Source organism: Streptomyces sp. NPDC101110 (assembly GCF_044759525.1).
GTDB lineage: Bacteria > Actinomycetota > Actinomycetes > Streptomycetales > Streptomycetaceae > Streptomyces.
Genome location: NZ_JBIVZM010000001.1, coordinates 186,693 through 205,586, shown reverse-complemented (window position 1 = coordinate 205,586; position 18,894 = coordinate 186,693). Strand labels below are relative to the sequence as shown.

17 protein-coding genes, 1 pseudogene and 1 riboswitch are annotated in these 18,894 nt (G+C 72.4%); of the genes and pseudogenes, 11 read left to right on the top strand and 7 right to left on the bottom strand.

From position 1 onward, the window contains the following. The first annotated feature begins 58 nt into the window (after positions 1–58). Both ACIQU3_RS00950 and rarD read left to right on the top strand, forming a co-directional pair. The gene (locus tag ACIQU3_RS00950) at positions 59–913 is read left to right on the top strand and encodes an SDR family oxidoreductase (protein WP_403724200.1); all 855 of its coding nucleotides are present in this window, start codon (positions 59–61) and stop codon (positions 911–913) included. A 186-nt stretch (positions 914–1,099) separates the two neighbouring features. Further along, entirely contained in the window at positions 1,100–2,050 is a 951-nt protein-coding gene (gene rarD, locus ACIQU3_RS00945) for an EamA family transporter RarD (RefSeq protein WP_403923204.1), read from the top strand. 80 nt (positions 2,051–2,130) lie between these two features. Here the strand turns inward: rarD and ACIQU3_RS00940 are convergent. Beyond that, positions 2,131–3,210 (bottom strand): annotated as a pseudogene (locus ACIQU3_RS00940) (MFS transporter); the annotation flags it as partial. A gap of 167 nt (positions 3,211–3,377) precedes the next feature. Between ACIQU3_RS00940 and ACIQU3_RS00935 the strand changes: the two are divergent. The 3 genes from ACIQU3_RS00935 (at position 3,378) to ACIQU3_RS00925 (ending at position 5,460) form a co-directional block, all read left to right on the top strand. Then, on the top strand, positions 3,378–3,827 hold the full coding sequence (locus ACIQU3_RS00935; RefSeq protein WP_403724196.1) for a winged helix-turn-helix transcriptional regulator: 450 nt from the start codon (positions 3,378–3,380) through the stop codon (positions 3,825–3,827). Between the two features lie 56 nt (positions 3,828–3,883). Beyond that, complete coding sequence (locus tag ACIQU3_RS00930) at positions 3,884–4,357, top strand: VOC family protein (RefSeq protein WP_403724194.1); 474 nt, start codon at positions 3,884–3,886, stop codon at positions 4,355–4,357. Positions 4,358–4,509: 152 nt separating this feature from the next. Then, positions 4,510–5,460 carry a M28 family metallopeptidase gene (locus ACIQU3_RS00925; RefSeq protein ID WP_403724192.1) on the top strand — a complete coding sequence of 317 codons (951 nt, stop codon included), beginning with the start codon at positions 4,510–4,512 and terminating at the stop codon, positions 5,458–5,460. Positions 5,461–5,475: 15 nt separating this feature from the next. Here ACIQU3_RS00925 and ACIQU3_RS00920 read toward each other — a convergent pair whose 3' ends face one another. After that, complete coding sequence (locus tag ACIQU3_RS00920; protein WP_403922958.1) at positions 5,476–6,936, bottom strand: tetratricopeptide repeat protein; 1,461 nt, start codon at positions 6,934–6,936, stop codon at positions 5,476–5,478. A 159-nt stretch (positions 6,937–7,095) separates the two neighbouring features. On the opposite strand from ACIQU3_RS00920, the gene ACIQU3_RS00915 reads away from it, so the two are divergent. From ACIQU3_RS00915 to ACIQU3_RS00905, 3 genes are all read left to right on the top strand, one after another. Further along, positions 7,096–7,599, top strand: coding sequence for a DUF6668 family protein (locus tag ACIQU3_RS00915; RefSeq protein WP_403724185.1), 504 nt, complete (start codon positions 7,096–7,098; stop codon positions 7,597–7,599). Positions 7,600–7,625: 26 nt separating this feature from the next. After that, on the top strand, positions 7,626–8,750 hold the full coding sequence (locus ACIQU3_RS00910) for an amidase (protein WP_403725562.1): 1,125 nt from the start codon (positions 7,626–7,628) through the stop codon (positions 8,748–8,750). A 149-nt stretch (positions 8,751–8,899) separates the two neighbouring features. After that, complete coding sequence (locus ACIQU3_RS00905) at positions 8,900–9,481, top strand: flavodoxin family protein (RefSeq protein WP_403922956.1); 582 nt, start codon at positions 8,900–8,902, stop codon at positions 9,479–9,481. Between the two features lie 17 nt (positions 9,482–9,498). Here the strand turns inward: ACIQU3_RS00905 and ACIQU3_RS00900 are convergent, their stop codons facing one another. The 4 genes from ACIQU3_RS00900 to ACIQU3_RS00885 all read right to left on the bottom strand — a co-directional run bounded on the left by ACIQU3_RS00900 (position 9,499) and on the right by ACIQU3_RS00885 (position 13,950). Next, the gene (locus tag ACIQU3_RS00900) at positions 9,499–10,416 is read right to left on the bottom strand and encodes an ABC transporter permease (RefSeq protein ID WP_403922954.1); all 918 of its coding nucleotides are present in this window, start codon (positions 10,414–10,416) and stop codon (positions 9,499–9,501) included. After that, positions 10,403–11,392, bottom strand: a complete 990-nt coding sequence (locus tag ACIQU3_RS00895; protein ID WP_403922952.1) for an ATP-binding cassette domain-containing protein — start codon at positions 11,390–11,392, stop codon at positions 10,403–10,405. Before ACIQU3_RS00895 ends, ACIQU3_RS00900 begins: the two co-directional genes overlap by 14 nt. A gap of 41 nt (positions 11,393–11,433) precedes the next feature. Further along, a complete protein-coding gene (locus ACIQU3_RS00890) occupies positions 11,434–12,708 on the bottom strand; it encodes an outer membrane lipoprotein carrier protein LolA (RefSeq protein WP_403724174.1) in 1,275 nt (424 codons plus the stop codon). 231 nt (positions 12,709–12,939) lie between these two features. Continuing rightward, positions 12,940–13,950: a polyprenyl synthetase family protein gene (locus tag ACIQU3_RS00885; RefSeq protein ID WP_403724172.1), complete on the bottom strand. Its 1,011-nt coding sequence runs from the start codon at positions 13,948–13,950 to the stop codon at positions 12,940–12,942. 502 nt (positions 13,951–14,452) lie between these two features. After that, positions 14,453–14,628, top strand: a riboswitch (cyclic di-AMP (ydaO/yuaA leader). Between the two features lie 5 nt (positions 14,629–14,633). On the opposite strand from ACIQU3_RS00885, the gene ACIQU3_RS00880 reads away from it, so the two are divergent. Next, positions 14,634–15,410, top strand: a complete 777-nt coding sequence (locus tag ACIQU3_RS00880) for a transglycosylase SLT domain-containing protein (protein WP_403724169.1) — start codon at positions 14,634–14,636, stop codon at positions 15,408–15,410. Here the strand turns inward: ACIQU3_RS00880 and ACIQU3_RS00875 are convergent. Next, positions 15,374–16,222: an HAD family hydrolase gene (locus ACIQU3_RS00875; RefSeq protein ID WP_403724166.1), complete on the bottom strand. Its 849-nt coding sequence runs from the start codon at positions 16,220–16,222 to the stop codon at positions 15,374–15,376. The two genes, ACIQU3_RS00880 and ACIQU3_RS00875, sit on opposite strands and share 37 nt — an antisense overlap. A gap of 171 nt (positions 16,223–16,393) precedes the next feature. Here ACIQU3_RS00875 and ACIQU3_RS00870 point away from each other — a divergent pair, with 171 nt between their 5' ends. Both ACIQU3_RS00870 and ACIQU3_RS00865 read left to right on the top strand, forming a co-directional pair. Further along, positions 16,394–17,479: a GNAT family N-acetyltransferase gene (locus tag ACIQU3_RS00870; protein ID WP_403724163.1), complete on the top strand. Its 1,086-nt coding sequence runs from the start codon at positions 16,394–16,396 to the stop codon at positions 17,477–17,479. Between the two features lie 20 nt (positions 17,480–17,499). Next, a complete protein-coding gene (locus tag ACIQU3_RS00865; protein ID WP_403922950.1) occupies positions 17,500–18,801 on the top strand; it encodes a glycosyltransferase in 1,302 nt (433 codons plus the stop codon). Positions 18,802–18,894 lie beyond the last annotated feature (93 nt).

The window sequence follows — 18,894 nt, the reverse complement described above, 5'->3', positions numbered from 1 at the left end:
GAAGTTAGCGCATGTTTTAGCGTTAGTGGCAACGCACCCCACAAGGAGAGACCCCACCATGAGCATCGTCGTCACCGGAGCCACCGGACACCTCGGCCGTCACGTCGTGGAGCAGCTGCTGGAGAAGGTCCCGGCCGAGCAGATCACCGCGGTCGTGCGCGACGCGGAGAAGGCCGCCGGCTTCGCGGACCGCGGCGTGCGGATCGCTCTCGCCGACTACAACGACCCCGCCTCGTACGACGGCCTGTTCTCCGCCGGCGACAAGGTGCTGCTGATCTCCGGCAACGAGTTCGACAAGGGCCGCGTTCAGCAGCACAAGGTCGTCATCGACGCCGCCGAGGCCGCCGGTGTCGCCCTGCTCGCCTACACCAGCGCCCCGGGCACCCTGACCGCCGCGCTCGCCGACGACCACCGCGGCACCGAGGAGATCCTGCTGGCCTCCCGCGTGCCCCACGCCCTGCTGCGCAACGGCTGGTACCACGAGAACTACACCGAGAACCTCGCCCCGGTGCTGGAGCACCACGCGGTCGTCGCCGCGGCCGGCGAGGGCAAGGTCTCCTCCGCCGCCCGCGCCGACTACGCCGCCGCCGCCGTGGCCGTGCTGACGGGCGAGGGGCACGAGAACCAGACGTACGAGCTGGGCGGCGACACGCCCTGGAGCTTCGCCGAGTACGCGGCCGAGCTGAGCCGGCAGACCGGCAGGGAGATCGCCTACAACGCCGTCTCCCCCGAGGCCCTCGTGGGCATCCTCACCGGCGCGGGCCTGCCCGAGCCGTTCGCCCGGATCCTCGCGGGTGTGGACGTCTCCATCGAGAAGGGTGAGCTGGTGGTCTCCTCCGGTGACCTGTCCCGCCTGATCGGCCGCCCGACCACGCCCTTCTCCGAGGCCATCGCCGCCGCCCTCAAGGGCTGACACCCCCGCCCCCGCGTCCGCCCCCGGATGTCATGACCGTATGCCGATACGGGCATGACATTCGGGGGCGCTCGGCGTTACCGTCGTGAACGCGGACGCACGCCAGGCGCGAAGGAGGGGCACGTGAGCGGCAAGCCGAGGGGTGAGCGGCACATAGGACTGCTGAACGGCTTCGCGGCCTACGGGATGTGGGGGCTCGTCCCCCTGTTCTGGCCCCTGCTGAAGCCCGCCGGAGCGGTGGAGATCCTGGCCCACCGGATGGTGTGGTCGCTGGTCTTCGTCGGCGCCGCCCTGCTGGTGCTGCGCCGCTGGGCCTGGGCCGGTGAGCTGCTGCGGCAGCCCCGCAAGCTGGCGCTGATCACGGTCGCCGCGGCGGTCATCACCGTCAACTGGGGGCTGTACATCTGGTCCGTGAACTCCGGGCACGTCGTCGAGGCCTCGCTCGGGTACTTCATCAACCCGCTGGTGACCATCGCGATGGGCGTGCTGCTCCTCAAGGAACGGCTGCGGCCGGTGCAGTGGGCGGCGGTCGGGACCGGCTGCGCGGCGGTCGTCGTGCTGACCGTCGGGTACGGCCGGCCCCCGTGGATCTCGCTCTGCCTCGCGTTCTCCTTCGCCACCTACGGGCTGGTGAAGAAGAAGGTGGGCCTCGGCGGCATCGAGTCGCTGGCCGCCGAGACCGCGATCCAGTTCCTGCCCGCGCTCGGCTTCCTGGTGTGGCTCTCCGCGCGGGGCGACTCCACCTTCGCGACCGAGGGCGCGGGGCACGCGGCGCTGCTCGCCTCGGCCGGCATCGTCACCGCACTCCCCCTGGTCTGCTTCGGCGCTGCCGCCATCCGCGTGCCCCTGTCCACCATCGGCCTGCTGCAGTACCTGACGCCGGTCTTCCAGTTCCTGCTCGGCATCCTCTACTTCCACGAGGAGATGCCGCCGGAGCGCTGGGCCGGGTTCGCGCTGGTGTGGCTGGCGTTGACGCTGCTCACCTGGGACGCCTTGCGCGCCGCGCGCCGGGCCTCCCGGACGCTCACCAGTGAGATCAGCGTGCCCAGCACCACCAGGGCGAGCGGCACGGTCAGCGCCGCGCGGAACGCCGAGAGCGTGGCCTCCGGGCCCGACCCGGTGGACGCCAGGCCGTAGACCGCGGTCACCGCCGAGATGCCGATGGCGGAGCCGAACTGCGTCGCCGTGGTCAGCAGCCCGCCGGCCAGGCCCTGCTCCGACTCCGCCACCCCGTCCGTCGCCGCGATCGTCAGCGGCCCGAAGGCCAGGGCGAAGGCGAGGCCGCTGAGCAGCAAAGTCGGGAACATCATGGCGTAGGACCACTCCATGCCGACCGGCAGGAACAGCGCGTACGAGGCAACAGCCAGCAGGAAACCGCCGGTGATCACCCGGGCGTGGCCGAAGCGGGCGACCAGCCGGGGCGTGAGCGTCGGCGCGAGGACGGCGTCGATGCCCGTGACGACCAGGGCCACCGCCGTCTGCAGGGACGACCAGCCACGCAGTTCCTGCAAGTAGAGCGTGACGACGAACTGGAAGCCGAAGAAGGCGCCGAGGAAGAGCAGCGCCCCGAGATCGGCGCGCACGGCCGGGCTCCAGCGCAGCATGCCGAGCCGGACGAGCGGGTCGGGGCAGCGGCGTTCGACCACGACGAAGGCGCCGGCCAGCAGGACGGCCGCGAGACCGGAGGCCAGGGTGAGCGGCCAGTGGTGCAGGCCGTGCTCCAGGCGTACGACGGTGTAGGCGGCCAGCAGCATGGCCCCTGCTGCGGTGATCGCACCGGGGAGGTCGAAGGTGCGCCGGAGCCTCGCCGGCGCGTCCTGCCGGGGGATCAGGCGTACGGCGACGGCGAGCAGGGCGGCGGCCAGCAGCACCGGGGCGAAGAACACCCAGCGCCAGCCGATCTCGGTGAGCAGACCACCGATCACCAGGCCGAGGGAGAAGCCGGCCGCGCCCGTCCCGGCGAAGACCAGCAGGGCCTTGTTGCGCTGCGGGCCCTCCTCGTAGGTGGTGGTGATCAGGGACAGTGCCGCCGGGGTCATGAAGGCGGCGGCGACACCCGTGACGAACCGGGCGACGATCAGCATCCAGCCGTCCGTGGCGAGACCGCCGAGCCCCGAGAAGGCGAGGAAGACGGTCAGCCAGAGCAGGAACATGCGCCGCCGTCCGAGCAGGTCGGCGGCGCGCCCGCCCAGCAGGGTGAAGCCGGCGTAACCGAGCACGTAGCCGCTCATCACCCAGGCCGCGATGCCGGTGGCCAGGCCCAGGTCGGCGCGGACGGCCGGGATCGCCACCGCCATCATCGCGACGTCGATGCCTTCGAGAAAGATCGTGCCGCACAGAACCAGCAGCAGCGCCCAGGCACGGGTGCCCATGAGTCAACACTCCTCCGGTCGGGGACGGTTACGCAACTGAAGGTCGGTTCCTTCTTGTAACCAGGGCCCACCCTGCGGCAGCATCGACAGACATGGAAGAAGGCACTTCGAAGTCACCGAGTCACTGCCAGGGCACCGTGGACCACGGCGACGCCGACCCCTTCCAGTGGGACACTCGCGAGGACTGCCAGGTCCGGCAGATCCTCGACCGGATCGCCGACAAGTGGTCACTGCTGGTCATCGCGCTGCTGGAGAACCGGCGGCTGCGCTTCACGGAGCTGCGCCGGGAGATCGACGGCGTCAGCCAGCGGATGCTGACCGTGACGCTGCGCTCGCTGGAGCGGGACGGCCTGGTGAAACGGACGGTGCACCCGGTGGTGCCACCGCGGGTCGACTACGAGCTGACCTCCCTCGGCAGGACGCTGCACGCAACGATCCAGTCCCTGGTGACCTGGACGGAGCAGCACCAGGAGGAGATCGCGGCGGCCCGGACCGCGTACGACACCCGTGCGGCCGAGGCCCCAAAGGCCACGGCTCCGTAGGTGCGCGGCGGGCACGAGGCGCCGGGGCCGAGGCGGCAGGGCTTATAAGTGGTGGCATGACGCAGACACCCGCATCGCCCACGCCCGTGCACTGGAAACTCGTCATCGACGCGAACGACCCGCACGCCCAGGCCGACTTCTGGGCCGCCGCCCTGCGGTACGAGGTCGAGGACAACAGCGCCCTCATCGGGAAGCTGCTCGGCTTCGGCGCGCTGCCCGAGGAGGCCACGGTCGACTTCCACGGCCGCCGCGCCTTCCGGGACCTGGTCGCCGTACGGCACCCCGAGGACCCCTTCGAGGAGGAGAGCGGAACGGGTCTGGGGCGGCGGCTGCTGTTCCAGCGGGTACCCGAGGCCAAGTCGGGCAAGAACCGGCTGCATCTCGATCTGCACCCGGGCGCGGGCCTGCGCGACGAGGAGGTCGCGCGGCTGGAGGCGCTCGGGGCCAGTGCGCTGCGGCGGGTGAAGGAACAGGGCGGCGAGTGGGTCGTGATGGCGGACCCGGAGGGCAACGAGTTCTGCGTGCAGTGACCCGGGCGGCACAGGTTCCTGCTTCGTAACGCCCTGGCCGAATACGTACCTTGACGGAGAGTCAGTACCAGCTTCACCATCCAGGCACCCCATTCACTGTGGGCGGCCCGTGGACACCCCACGGGCCTCCCGACGGAATCCGGAGCCCCCACATGAAGCTCTCCGTTTCCGCGCGCGCCGTCGCCGCGGGCGGCATGGCAACCGCCATGCTCCTGACCGGCGGTGCCGTGGCGGACGCCGCATCATCCGCTCCTTCGAGATCCGCCGCCGCCCCGGACATTCCCGTGGCGAACGTCAAGACCCACCTGTCCCAGCTGCAGTCCATAGCCACCGCCAACGGCGGCAACCGGGCACACGGGCGGGCCGGCTACAAGGCCTCCCTCGACTACATCAAGGCCAAGCTGGACGCGGCCGGATACACCACCACGATCCAGCAGTTCACCGCCTCCAGCCGCACCGGCTACAACCTCGTCGCCGACTGGCCGGGCGGCGACGCGAACCGGGTCGTGATGGCCGGCTCGCACCTCGACAGCGTCACCTCCGGGCCGGGCATCAACGACAACGGCTCGGGCTCCGCCGCCGTCCTGGAGACCGCCCTGGCCGTGTCCCGGGCGCAGTACAAGCCCACCAAGCACCTGCGGTTCGCCTGGTGGGGAGCGGAGGAGCTGGGCATGGTCGGTTCCCGCTACTACGTCAACCGGCTGGCCACCGGCGACCGTTCGAGGATCAGCGCCTATCTGAACTTCGACATGATCGGCTCCCCGAACCCCGGCTACTTCGTCTACGACGACGACCCGGCGATCGAGAAGACCTTCAAGGACTACTTCGCCGGCATCGGTGTCCCGACCGAGATCGAGACCGAGGGCGACGGCCGCTCCGACCACGCGCCCTTCAAGAGCGCGGGTGTGCCGGTGGGCGGACTGTTCACCGGGGCGAGCCGGACGAAGACGGCGGCGCAGGCGACCAAGTGGGGCGGTACGGCCGGGCAGTCGTTCGACCGCTGCTACCACTCCTCCTGCGACACGACGGCCAACATCAACGACACCGCCCTGAACCGCAACAGCGACGCCCTCGCGTACGCGGTGTGGGGGCTGTCGGAGTAGCCCCCCGCCCCGCGGCTACTGCTTGCGGGCGCGTTCGGTGAGTCGGCCCATGCGGGCCCGGGCCGACTCCAGTTGCTCGACCTCCTCGGCGGCCGGGCCGTCCTCGGCGGCGAGTTCCGTCCACAGGCCGATCAGGTCGCGCCCGAGCTCCAGCCCGAGCGCCGGTTCGCGTACGGCGCGCCAGGCGGTGGCCGCGCTCTCCACGTTTCCGTAGGCGGCCTCCGCGTCACCTGCGCGCCGGTGGGCACCGGCCAGGTCGAGCGACAGCCGGAAGGCACGGAGCGGGTCACCGGCCAAGTAGGCGATGTACGCGGTGAGTTCGCCCAGCCGGAGCACCTCAGGGTGCTCCGGTCCCAGCGTCCCCGACGCCTGCGCGAGGGTCTGCTCCGCCAGAGTGGCGGCCGCTTCGATCCTGCCCTCCTTCACCGCCTCGTTGATCCGTCCGACCGGCTCCGCGAGGAGCGCGGGCGCGTCGGACCCGCCCGGGGCGGTGAGGGGTTCGTCCCCGAGCACGGCCTCCGCGACGGCGTCGAAGCCCCGGGGCGGGGTGGGCTTGGGGTCGGGGTCGGCGGCGATCAGGACGTCTTCCGGGACCGGCGCGGGACGCGGCGCCGACCGGGCCTCGGGGACCGGGAGCGGCTTGGCGTCCATGGGCGGGGGCGGACCGAAGGCGCCGGTGGGCGGAGCGACCGTGCCGGGCGGCGTCGCCGCGTCCGGGGCCGGAGGCGCGTCCTGCGGCGCCGGTTGCGCCGACTCCGGTACGGCCCGCAGTTCGAAGGTCGGTACGGGTTCGGCGGCCGGCTGCGGCTCGGGCACGGGCCGCAACCGGAACGTCGGGGCGGAGCCGTGGCCGGGCTCGGGCACGGGACGCAGCACGTGCGTGGCCCGGTCGCCCGCCGGGTGAGGCGGCTCGGACGGCGGCGCCGCGATGTCGGCGCCGTGAACCTGCTGCGGCCCCTGCGCACTCGCCGTGTCGGTCACTCGGGCCTGCCGCGGCCCCTGGGCGGACGCGACCTCGGCTACTACTCGGGGCTGCTGCGGGCCTTGCGCGGTCGCCGTGTCGGTCAGTCGGGCCTGCTGCGGCCCCTGCGCGGACGCGGCCTCGCGGTCCCGGGGGTGCTGCTGCCGGAGTGGGGGCGTGGCGATCGGCTCGGACGTGAAGTGGCTGGAGCCGTCCGGGTCGACCTGGAGCGGGACGACGTAGCCGATGCGCTCGTCGCGGATCGTCGCGAGGACGGGATGGCCGGTGGCGAGGGCGATGTGGTGGAGGCGGTTCAGGACGGCCCGCTGGATCTCCTCACCGGGGGCGGCGAAGACCGGGACCCCTCCGACGGAGGCCCCGTCGGACACCCCGCCCGCTCCCCCGCCGACGTCCGTGCCGGCCCCGGGGACATGGACGTCGATCGGCGCCGCCGGGGTCGCCGCGTGCGCGGCCTGCTTCTGTTCCCGCTTCTTCTCGCGGCTGAGTCGCGACATCGTCCCCTCACTGGGCGTCGTACACCTACTGTCGAGTGTGTCCGCTCGCCGCCGTTTCTCACGTCACCACGGTGTCACAGGCTCGTCCCAAGGGCCGTCGGCCCCGGCACGGTCGCCGGGAAGGGCATGAGGAGCAGGCGTACGAGGGAGGAGAGGGGCATGCACACAGGCATGCGACAGGGACCCGAGATCTGGCTGCGCGGCCCGGTGGCCACCCCGGAGCCGGGGCCACCGGAGCCCGCGCACGCCCATGCCGCGGCGCGGCGCTTCTCCTGGGTCGGCACGCACGGCGGCGCGGGCGTCTCCACCCTCGCCGCGGTCTACGGCGGCCATGACAGCGGCCGTTCCTGGCCCGGGCCCGGCCATCCCCCGTCGGTGCTGCTGGTCGCGCGCACCCACGCGGCGGGGCTCGACACGGTCGCCGGTGCGGTGGAGCTCTTCCGGCGCGGCCAGGCCCCGCCGGGGCTCGACCTGGACGCCGTCGTCCTCGTGGCGGACGCCCCGGGCCGGCTGCCGCGCCCGCTCGCCCAGCGGGTCAGAGCCCTGGAGTCGGTGATCGACGTGTACCGCGTGCCGTGGGTGCCGTCCTGGCGGCTCGGGGAGCCGGGCCGGCCGCCGCGTGAGACGGAGCATCTGGCCAGGTTGACGGGAGCGGCACGCTGACGGCTCTGACCCTGCCGGCCGTGCCCATGTCGGCGGGGGAGATCGCGGCGGCCGTCCGCGCCCGGGAACTGCGCGCGACGGACGCGGTGGCGGCGGCCCTGGCCCGCGTCGAGCGGGCCGATCCGCACCTGTGCGCGTTCGTCGAGGTGTGGGGCGAGGAGGCGTTGCGGCGGGCGGGTGAGCTCGACACGCGGCTCGACCGGCGGGGCGCGGATCCGTCCCTGCCGCTGGCGGGTGTGCCGATCGCGGTGAAGGGGCGGCACGGGCTGCGCGCGGCGCAGCCGCTGCTCGCGGCCGGCTGTGTGGCCGTGGGGGCCACGTCCGTGCCCGGGCCGGGAACGCCCTGGCAGACGTGGGGGCTCGGGGCCCGGGGACGGACCGTCAATCCGTGGCGGTCCGACCGTACGCCGGGCGGTTCGTCGGCCGGGGCGGCGGCAGCCGTGGCGGCCGGGCTGGTGCCGCTGGCGACGGGCAGCGACGGAGCCGGTTCGGTGCGGATCCCGGCGGCGTGGTGCGGGGTGCTGGGTCTGAAGCCGTCCGGTGGGCGGCTGCCGTCGGGCGACCGTACGGGGCTGGCCGTTCCGGGGGTGCTCGCCCGCTCGGCGGGGGACGCCGGGCTGTGGTGGGCCGTGGTGTCCGGGGAGCCGGTGCAGCCGGACGCCACCCTGCCCGTCACCGCCGTCTGGTCCCCCGACCTCGGATTCGCCGAACCCGACCCGGAGCCCGTCGCGCTGGCGTGGGCGGCCGTTCAGCGGCTGGTGGCGGCCGGGATCGTACGGCTCGTACGGCCGCGGGTGCCGTTGCGGCCGGCGGACCCCGGGCCGGCTTGGCTCGCCCTGCGGACCCCCGGCGCCGATCCGGCCGGGGCCGAGCGTCTCCGGGCGGAGAACGACCGGCACCTCGCCGCGGTCTTCGGCGAAGCAGAGCTGTTGCTGACCCCGACGGCACCGACCGCCCCGCACGGGCACGAGGGGCCCGGGGACCGTTACTCCACCTCTCTCACCTGGGCGTTCAACCTCAGCGGTCACCCCGCGGTGAGCCTGCCGGCGGGTTTCGGCGCGGATGGCTGCCCGGCCGGACTGCAGATGGTCGCGGCGCACGGGCGGGAGGCACTGCTGCTGGCGGTGGCACGGAGGGCGGAGCGCAGCTGACGGGCACTGACGGAACAGTCCGGAGCTGACGGGCACCCCTTGCGACGACGGGCGTCCCCGGCGCCTGCGGGCACCCCTGGCGCATTTACTTGCGTGCGCATATGATGCACACGCGTGTAATTGACGTACGCCGATTTTGAGGGGCACCCATGACCCGCCGTTTCCTTTTCGTCCTGGGCAGCGCTCGCGCCGAGGGCAACTCCGAGTTGCTGGCCCGCCGGGCCGCCGAACAACTGCCCCCGGACGTCGAGCAGGAGTGGCTCGATCTCACGGCGGTTCCGGTGCCGGACTTCGAGGACCTGCGCCACGACAGCGACCACGTCCGCCCGACCGAGGGCAACGTGGCCCGGCTGCTCGACGCCACGCTCGCGGCGACGGACATCGTGATCGTCTCGCCCCTGTACTGGTACTCGGTCTCCGCGCAGACCAAGCGCTACCTCGACTACTGGTCGGGCTGGCTGCGCACGCCGGGCCTGGACTTCAAGGCGACCCTGGCCGGCCGCACCCTGTGGGGCGTCACCGCCCTCGCGCACCCGCAGGAGGTGGTCGCCGGCCCGCTCGTCGGGACGCTGCACAACTCGGCGGCGTACATGGGGATGCGCTTCGGCGGGGTGCTGCTCGGCAACGGCAGCAAGCCCGGTGACGTGCTGACCGACGACGCGGCCCTGACCCGCGCCAAGACCTTCTTCGCGCAGGAGGCACCCCCGGCCAGGTTCCTGTACGAGGACTGAGCGCCTGGACAGCACATCTAGGCGGTGATGTCCTTCGACGTGAAGCGCGCCCACGCCGCCGACCCGAACACCGCCGCGTACAGGGCCTGCAGGCCGAGGTTCCTCGTCAGGTCGTCCCAGCAGACCGGCTCGCGCATGAGGTCGGCGAAGGACAGCCAGTAGTGGGAGAAGAGGTAGGGCTGGAGGGCGTACAGCTGCGGGATCTGGTCGAGGATCTGGACCGTGATCAGCAGGCCGACCGTCGTCGCCATCGCCGCGATGCCGCTGCCCGTCAGCGTCGAGACGAACAGGCCGAGCGCGGCGACACCGACCAGGGAGGCGGCGACGGCCAGGGCGATCAGCAGGGCCCTGCCCAGGCCCTCGGCGAATCCGATCCGCGTGCCGGAGATGGTCGTCAGGTCCCCGAGCGGGAAGAGCAGCGCGCCCACCGTCAGCGCGGACACGGCCACCACGAGCGTGGCGGCCAGGCAGAAGACGACGACCGTCGCGTACTTGGTGAGCAGCAGGCGGCTGCGGCCGGCCGGGGCGACCAGGAGGTAACGGAGCGTGCCGGAACCGGCCTCCCCGGCGATCGCGTCGCCCGCGACGACCCCGACCGCCATGGGCAGGAAGAACGGCAGGGTGGCGGCCAGGGCGGTGAAGACGAGGAACAGGCCGTTGTTGGTGATCTGCGAGATGAAGGCCGGTCCCCCGCCCCCGCCTCCGGGGCCCGCCGGGGAGCCGTCGCCGGTCTCGATCCTCACCGCGATGCCCACGAGGACGGGGACGGCCGCCAACACCGCGAGCAGGGCCAGGGTGCGCCAGCGGCGGAACGTGGTGAGCAGCTCGTTGCGGAGCAGGGTGGCACGGAAGGCCGTCCGGCGAGTGCCGGCCGCAGGTGGCCGGTCGCGCGGTTCCCCGCGCCCCTGAGGGGCGCTCGGCTCAGCCCGCGACATCGAAGCCCTCCCCCGTCAGTGCCACGAACGCGTCCTCCAGCGAGGCCCGTTCGACCGTGAACCCGCGCACCCGGACCCCGGCCGTCACCAGCGCCGCGTTCACCTCGGCGAGGTCGCGGTCCGGTGGTTCGCCGGTCACCCGGTCACCGGTGACGACGACGTCACCCACGCCCTGCTCCTTCAGCACCCGGGCCGCCTCCGCCGCGTCCGGCGTGGTCACGGCCAGCCGGCCGCGCACCCCGGCGGACAGCTCGGCGACCGGGCCCTGCGTGATCAACCGGCCTTGCGTCATCACGGCCGCGTGCGTGCAGACCTGCTCGATCTCGTCGAGGAGGTGGGAGGAGAGGAAGACGGTCGTGCCGTCCGAGGCCAGTTCCCGTACGAGGGTGCGGATCTCCCGCATGCCCTGCGGGTCGAGGCCGTTGGTCGGCTCGTCGAGGACGAGCAGCCGACGCGGCTGGAGCAGCGCGGCCGCGAGTCCCAGCCGCTGTTTCATGCCCAGCGAGTAGGCCCTGGCCTTCTTGCCCGCGGCGGCCGTCAGGCCCACCCGGTCCAGGGCGGCGGCGACCCGGGCGCGCCGGGTGCGCGGATCGGCGGCCGGGTCGGCGCTGTCGTAGCGGGCGAGGTTGTCGCGGCCGGAGAGGAAGCCGTAGAGGGCCGGGCCCTCGATGAGGGCGCCGACGTGCGGCAGCACCGCGCGGGTGGCCCGGGGCATGGGCTGTCCCAGGACCCGGGCCGTGCCGGAGGTGGGTTCGATGAGACCCATCAGCATGCGGATGGTGGTGGTCTTGCCGGAGCCGTTGGGCCCGAGGAAGCCGAAGACGCTGCCCGCCGAGACGGTCAGGTCGAGACCGTCGACGGCGAGCTGTCCGCCGCGGTAGCGCTTGGTGAGCGCGCGGGTGGCGATGACCGGTTCGTCACCGGTCCCGGCCCGGGCCCCACCCTGTTCCGGTTCCGTGGCGGGCACCTCGCCCATCGGCTTCCTCGTCCTCTTGAACTCCCGTACGCCTACGGGGCTCACTTGCCGGCGTCGGCCGCCTTCACGAGCGCGTCCTTGGTGACCAGGCCCGCGTAGACCTTGCCGTCGTCGGTGACGAGGGCGTTGACCAGGCGGGTCGAGAAGACCGTGCCCGAGCCGAACTTGCCGTGGACCTTGTCGCCGAGCGAATCGAGGAAGCCGCCGAACTGGCCTTGGGCCTCGCCCGAGGGCACGCCCTCGCCGCCGGTGTCGAAGGTGGCGATGGCGTTCCACCCCTCACCGATGGTCTTCATCCCGTCGGGGCCGCCGAGGCCCTTGCCCATGTCCTCGCCGGCCCTGGGGGAGTGGTCCTTCGCCCCGCCCTTGCCGAAGTCCTCGCCGAGGCCCTTGCTTTCGCCCTTGTTCGCGCCGTTGAAGGCGTCCTTGCGGGCGTCCTCCTCCTCGGTGACCTTCGCCCCCTTGGGCGGGGTGAAGTCGAAGGTCGAGGCGGCCGGCCGGGCGAAGTCGACCTTCGTGAAACCGACGTCGACGACGGCGGCGCCGCCACTGGCCGGGGTCAGCGTGAACTTCAGCGGCATGCCGGTCTTCGCGTCGACGGCCACGGTGATCGCGCCGACCGTCGAGCCGGACTGCTTCGGCTGGACGACCAGCTTGTAGGCGTCCCGGCCGGCGACCTGGGCGGTGCCGTCCACGGTCACGGAGGTCGTGTCGTCGACCGCCTTCAGGGCCTCCTCGGCGAAGTCCTTCGGCGTGGCCGGCGGCTGCTGGTCCCTGCCGTGCTCCGGGCTCTCCGCGGAGGTGCCGTGGTAGACCTCGTTGGACTTGCTGTCGTAACCCCAGACGTCCTTGCCGTTGTGGATGACGCTGTACTCGGCGGCGTTCTCCAGCAGCGACAGCTTCTGCCTGTCCGGGCCGTCCACGGCGACGCGCAGGGTGTGCGTGCCGGAGGCCAGTTCGGTGAGCTTGGCCGACGGGTCGGCGGAGGAGCCGTCCCCGCCCTGGCCCGCGGCGCCGGCCAGCAGGCCGGACTCCAGGCCGCCGAGGTTCGGCAGGCCGAGGTCCGTGCTGATCTTCACCGTGCCGGACAGCTGCTGGACGTCCGACTTCGCGATCTTCTCGACGAGCTGCTGTGCGGTGATCTTCGGGAGGTCGGGGTCGCCGGAGTCGGCGAGGGCGGGCACCAGCCCGATCGTCGCGGCCGCCACCCCCACCACCGTGACCGGGACGATGTAGCGCGCGGCCTTGCGCCGCCCGGAGCGCTGCTCGTCGACCTCCCCGGCGGTCGTGCTGTCGTCGGATGCGTACGGTGCCATGTGAGCCCTACCTCCGTGGTCGGCGGCGGCTGTCCGTGTCGTCCACGCACTCGTCCCTGAGCCGCCATTCTCACCCGAACAGGTGAGGAGTGGTGTTGTTCCGTGCATCCATCTGACCAAATCGGCCAGGGAGATACGTCAGACCCCGGACTCAACTGCGCGTACTGCTGGGGTATGACACGGAGGGGCGACTTCTCCCCCGACCCGTAGGGGTCGTACGGGAACGACGTGCTAGCCGGCCCGGTGCACCACCGCGTCGCACAGCTCCTGGAGGGCCGTCTTCGCGGTGCACTCCGGCAGCGGTGCCAGCGCCGAACGGGCGTCCTGGGCATAGCGGACGGTGTCCCGCCGGGCCTGTTCCAGGGCCGGGTGGGCACGCAGCAGACGCAGGGCCTCGGTGTGCCGGTCGTCGTCGGTGAGGTCGGAGTCGAGCAACTCGCACAGGGCGATGTCCTCGGCGAGCCCGAGCCGGGCCGCGCGCTCCCGCAGCAGGAGCACCGGCAGGGTGGGGATGCCCTCGCGCAGGTCGGTGCCGGGGGTCTTGCCGGACTCGTGGGAGTCGGACGCGATGTCGAGGACGTCGTCCGCGAGCTGGAAGGCGACGCCGAGCCGCTCGCCGTACTGGGTCAGCACGTCCACGACGGTGTCGTCGGCGCCGGACATCATCGCGCCGAACCGGCACGCCACGGCGATCAGCGAACCGGTCTTGCCGCCCAGCACGTCCAGGTAGTGCTCGACGGGGTCCCGGCCGTCCTGCGGTCCGGCCGTCTCCAGGATCTGGCCGGTCACCAGGCGCTCGAACGCCTCGGCCTGCACCCGCACGGCCTCCGGGCCGAGGTCGGCCAGGATGTGCGAGGCGCGGGCGAAGAGGAAGTCGCCGGTGAGGACCGCGACGGAGTTGCCCCAGCGGGTGTTGGCGCTCGGGACGCCGCGGCGCACGGCGGCCTCGTCCATGACGTCGTCGTGGTACAGCGTGGCGAGGTGGGTCAGCTCCACGACGACGGCCGACGGCACGATCCCGGGCGCGTGGCGGTCGCCGAACTGGGCGGAGAGCATCACGAGCAGCGGGCGGAACCGCTTGCCGCCGGCCCGCACCAGGTGCTGGGCGGCCTCCGTGATGAAGGGCACCTCACTCTTGGTGGCCTCGAGCAAGCCTTCCTCGACAGCCGCCAACCCGGCCTGGACGTCGGCTTCCAGATCCTGGTCCCGCACGCTCAGCCCGAACGGCCCGACGTCGGTCACGAGGGGTCTCCTGTCTGCTGTGTCTGCCGGTGATTACGCGGGTTGTCGATAGGTCGCCGCTCTCACTCCAGTCAGCGTATCCGGTCACGTTTCGATCACCGCCAGCGCCCAGGGTTACAGGCCGGGTGGTATCCGATCACGACCGCTATGTTTTCGATCAACCTATAAGAACAGATATTTATCGACTTACCCAGGGGTAGTGAACTATGCACGATTTGCCGTGATGAGTCGGTGAATTCCCCTTGGTGGAAATTGCCCTTCCGGCTTGTGATCAGTGAGGTCAATCACTTCTCCCCCCACTCCCTCCCTTCTCGGCGCCGACCCGTACCGCCGTTCCGCGAAAGCCAGTTGAGCCTTGGCTCCCGCAAAGGATCAAGCGCCCCAAACTCCCCCGACCAAGGTCAACCACGCGATATGTGATTGAGGTGCTTGTTCCCGACATGTGCTCTCGCATACGTTCCGGCCCTGTCCGGCGGACGCCTAATCCTGCCGCCGCCCGGACTCCCCACAGGAACCGACTCACTCACGCGTGGCAGGAGCGGGGGACCCAGGTAAGTCGCCGGTCCGCACAGCGGCACGGCTCGGGGTGAAGCCGTGTACGGCACACAGCGCCGTACACGGCCGGGCACCTCCCGGCCCGAACCCGACAGCTCACCTCGCAGGCGCCGGAGAGGAACATCGCCATGGCCGGACGAGGCAAGCACCGTCGCCCCAGAACCAACCCGCTGACCCGAGGCATCGTCGCCGTCGGTACCGGTGGAGCCGCCCTCACCCTCCCGCTCCTCGGGGCCGCGCACGCGAGCGCCGCCGAGCCCCAGAGCGCCCCCGCCGCGCAGTCCGTGAAGCAGGCGGCCCAGCCCGCCAAGTCCCGCACGTACACCGTGGTCAAGGGCGACTCGCTCGCCCGCATCGCCGACAAGTACGACATCTCGGGCGGCTGGAAGCGGCTCTACGAGGACAACCGCACCGCCGTCGGCGACAACCCGAAGCTGATCCACCCGGGTCTGAAGCTGAAGGTGAAGACCGCGAAGGCGGTGGACGCCCCGAAGGAGACGGCGACCAAGTCGTCCGCCGCCAAGCCGGCCGCGAAGCCCGCCGGCGGTGTCGCCCAGGCCACCCAGGCGTCCGCGAAGACCTACGCGAACAGCCTCGACGGGTGGATCCGCGAGTCGCTGGACATCATGGCGCAGCAGGGGATCCCGGGCTCCTACGACGGCATCCACCGCAACATCATGCGCGAGTCGTCCGGCAACCCCCAGGCGATCAACAACTGGGACTCCAACGCCGCCGCGGGCACCCCGTCCAAGGGCCTGCTCCAGGTGATCGACCCGACGTTCGCCGCCTACCACGTGCCCGGCACCTCCTTCGACCCGTACGACCCGGTCGCCAACATCACGGCGGCCTGCAACTACGCGGCCGACCGCTACGGCTCGATCGACAACGTCAACGGCCCGTACTGAGCCGCCCCGCCCAGCAGTCGCTCGAGGACGACGGCGATGCCGTCGTCCTCGTTCGACAGGGTGACCTCGTCGGCCACGGCCTTGAGTTCGGGATGGGCGTTGGCCATCGCGACGCCGTGGCCGGCCCAGTCGAACATCGGGATGTCGTTGGGCATGTCACCGAAGGCGATGGTGTCGGCCGGCCGCAGCCCCAGATGCTCGGCGGCCAGCGCCAGGCCGGTCGCCTTGGTGATCCCGCACGGCTGGAGCTCGACCGTGCCGGGCCCCGACATCGTCACCGTGGCCAGTGAGCCGACCACCGAGCGCGCGGTCGCCGCCAACTCGTCGTCCGTCAGGTAGGGGTGCCGCAGCAGCACCTTGCTGATGGGCTCGCCCCACAGATCCGCGCGCCGGTCGACCCGGACCGCGGGCAGCGTCGGGTGCGGCATCAGATAGCCCGGCTCGATCAGCGTGAGCCCGTCGACCCCGTCCTGGTCGACCGCCGCGTACACCTGCCCCACCTCGGCCTCGATCTTGCCGAGGGCGGTCTCCGCCAGCTCCCGGTCCAGGGTGATGGACCACAGCAGCCGGTCCGCGCCGGCGTCGTACACCTGCGCGCCCTGCCCGCACACCGCGAGCCCCGTGCAGCCGAGGTCGTCCAGGAGCGGCCGCACTCTCGGCGCCGGCCGGCCCGTCACCACGAGGTGCTGGGCACCGGCGTCCGCCACCCGCGCGAGCACGGCTAGGGACCGGTCGGACAGGGTGTCGTCGCCGCGCAGCAGCGTCCCGTCCAGGTCGGTGGCGATGAGTGAATATGCGATGGGTGCGGCCATGATCAGAGAATACGGACAGTGCGGGCCTTCGTTTCATCGCTCGGTGGACGCCGATTGCCCGGTTGAAGGCCTCTGCACCGATTGGCAACAACATGCTCCGCTACCTACCCGTGGGGCCGCATCGAGCGGTACCTTCCATGTGTCCAGGGGGGACTTGATCGGGGGGTCGGGTTGAGCAGTGGGCGCATTCGCGTGGCCGGGCCCGGGGAGCTCGGCGAAGGGGAGAGGGAGCGCTGGCGGGCACTGCGCGCCGCCTCGGAGGCACCGCGCAACCCCTTCATGGAGCCGGAGTTCACCGAAGCCGTCGGCCTGGTCAGGCCGGGGGCCCGGATCGCGGTGGTGTACGAGGGGACGGAACCGGCCGGTTTCCTGCCGTATGAGCGGGGCCCGTTGGGGCAGGGCCGGGCGATCGGACTGGGCGTCTCGGACGCGCAGGGCGCGATCCTGCGGCCGGGCCTGGACGTCGGGACGGGTGAACTGCTGAAGGCCTGCTCGCTGTCGAGCTTCGCCTTCGACAATCTGGAGGCCGAGCAGCGGCTGTTCGTCCGGTACGCGGCCGAGGAGTACGCCACCTACGTCATCGACGTGGAGAAGGGCTACGAGACGTACGAGTCGGTGCTGCGCGCGCAGTCGCCCAAGTTCCTTAAGACCACGCTGGCCAAGGAGCGCAGGCTGGGCCGGCAGGCCGGTGAGCTGCGGTTCGTGTTCGACGAACGCGACCCGGCCGCGCTGCGCACGCTCATGGAGTGGAAGTCCGCGCAGTACCGCAGGACCGGCCGCCGGGACCGGTTCGCCCAGGAGTGGATCACCCGGCTCGTCGGGCGGCTGGCCCGGACCCGGGCCGCGGAGTGCAGCGGCACGCTGTCCGTGCTGTACGCCGGTGAGCGGCCCGTCGCCGCGCACTTCGGGTTGCGTTCGGCCTCCGTGCTGGCCTGCTGGTTCCCCGCGTACGACCCGGAGTTCGCGAAGTTCTCACCGGGGCTGGTGCTGCACCTGCGGATGGCCGAGGCGGCGGCCGCCGCCGGCATCGGCACGCTCGACCTGGGGCGGGGCGCCGCCGAGTACAAGGACGCGCTGAAGACGGGCGAACTGCCCGTGTACGAGGGTGCGGTGACCCGGCCGGGGGTGGGCGCGGCACTGCACTGGCTCAGCCGCGAACCGGCGCGCCGTGCGCACAGTTTCGTCCGCAGCAGGCCGCAGCTCGCGTCGCTGGCCGCGCGGACGCTGAAGGGCGCGGCTCGGCTGCGCCGTACCTGACACACGAGGGGGGTGGGCGCATGGCCCGTTCGGTGCGTGCGCAGGAGGAGATCCGGCGGTTCAGGGACATCGGGGCGGTGCAGGTCGCCGAGCTGGACCTCGACGGTGACGAGGCGGTGCTCAGACCCGGGCCGGGGAGTCCGCCCGTGACGCACGGAGAGGTGTTCGTGCTGGTCAGGAGAGGCGGCCGGCCCGTAGGCACACTGCTTGGGCGGGTGCCGGAGGGGGCGGATCCGAAGGCCGTGCTGGCGGAGCGGGCGCGGGCGGAGTGCGGGCCGGCCGTCTTCGGCGGACCCGGGGAGCCGCCGTTCACGACCGTCGTCGTCGCGACCCGGGAGCGGGCCGGGCAGCTGGCCCGGGCGCTGGACTCGCTGCTGGCGCAGGACCATCCGCGGTTCGAGATAGTCGTCGTCGACAACGCGCCCGTCACGGATGAGACGCGCGAGCTCGTCGAGCGGAAGTACGCCGAGCACGTGCGGTACGTCTGTGAGCCCGTTCCGGGGCTCGCAGCCGCCCACAACGCCGGACTGGACGCCGTCGGCGGCGAGGTCGTCGCCTTCACCGACGACGACGTGGTCGCCGATCCGCACTGGCTGACCGAGCTGACCGCGCCCTTCGCCGCCGACCCCGGACTCGGGTGCAGCACCGGGCTGATCCTGCCCGCGCGGCTGACCACCCCGGCCCAGGTGCTGCTGGAGAGCCACGGCGGCTTCGCCAAGGGCTTCACTCCAAGGACGTACGACCCGGCGCACCCTCCGGGCGACGAGCCGCTGTTCCCCTTCACGGCCGGGCGGTTCGGCTCGGGCGCGAACATGGCGTTCCGTACGGCGGTGCTGCGTTCCGTCGGCGGTTTCGACCCGGCCACCGGGGCCGGGACGGCGGCCCGGGGCGGTGACGACCTCTACGGCTTCGTGCGGACCCTGGCGCAGGGCCACCGGCTGCGCTACACGCCGTACGCGCTGGTGTGGCACCACCACCGGGAGACCTGGCGGGACCTGGAGACCCAGGCCTACGGCTACGGCGCCGGGCTGACCGCCTACCTCACCGCGGTGCTCGTGAACCGGCCCGCGCTGCTGCCCGCGTTCCTCGCGCGGCTGCCCCGCGGGCTCGCCCACGCCCGCACGCTGACGGCGGTGCGCGCGACGGACGGGGCGGCCGGCACCGGCACGCCCGGCGATCACGACGCGCGCACGCACCCGTGGCCGCGGCGGCTGTCACGGTTGCAGCGCAGGGGGATGCTGTACGGGCCGGTCGGCTATCTGAAGGCGCGGCGGGTACTGCGCGCGAACGCCCGTGAGCAGACGGCCCGGGGGGCGAGATGAGGACGGACGGCGAAGGCCGGGCGGAGCGGGGTGCGCAGGAGGGCGAGGTGCCGGCGTCCCCGCCGCGGGCCGGTGACTCTCCCGCCGTCCCCG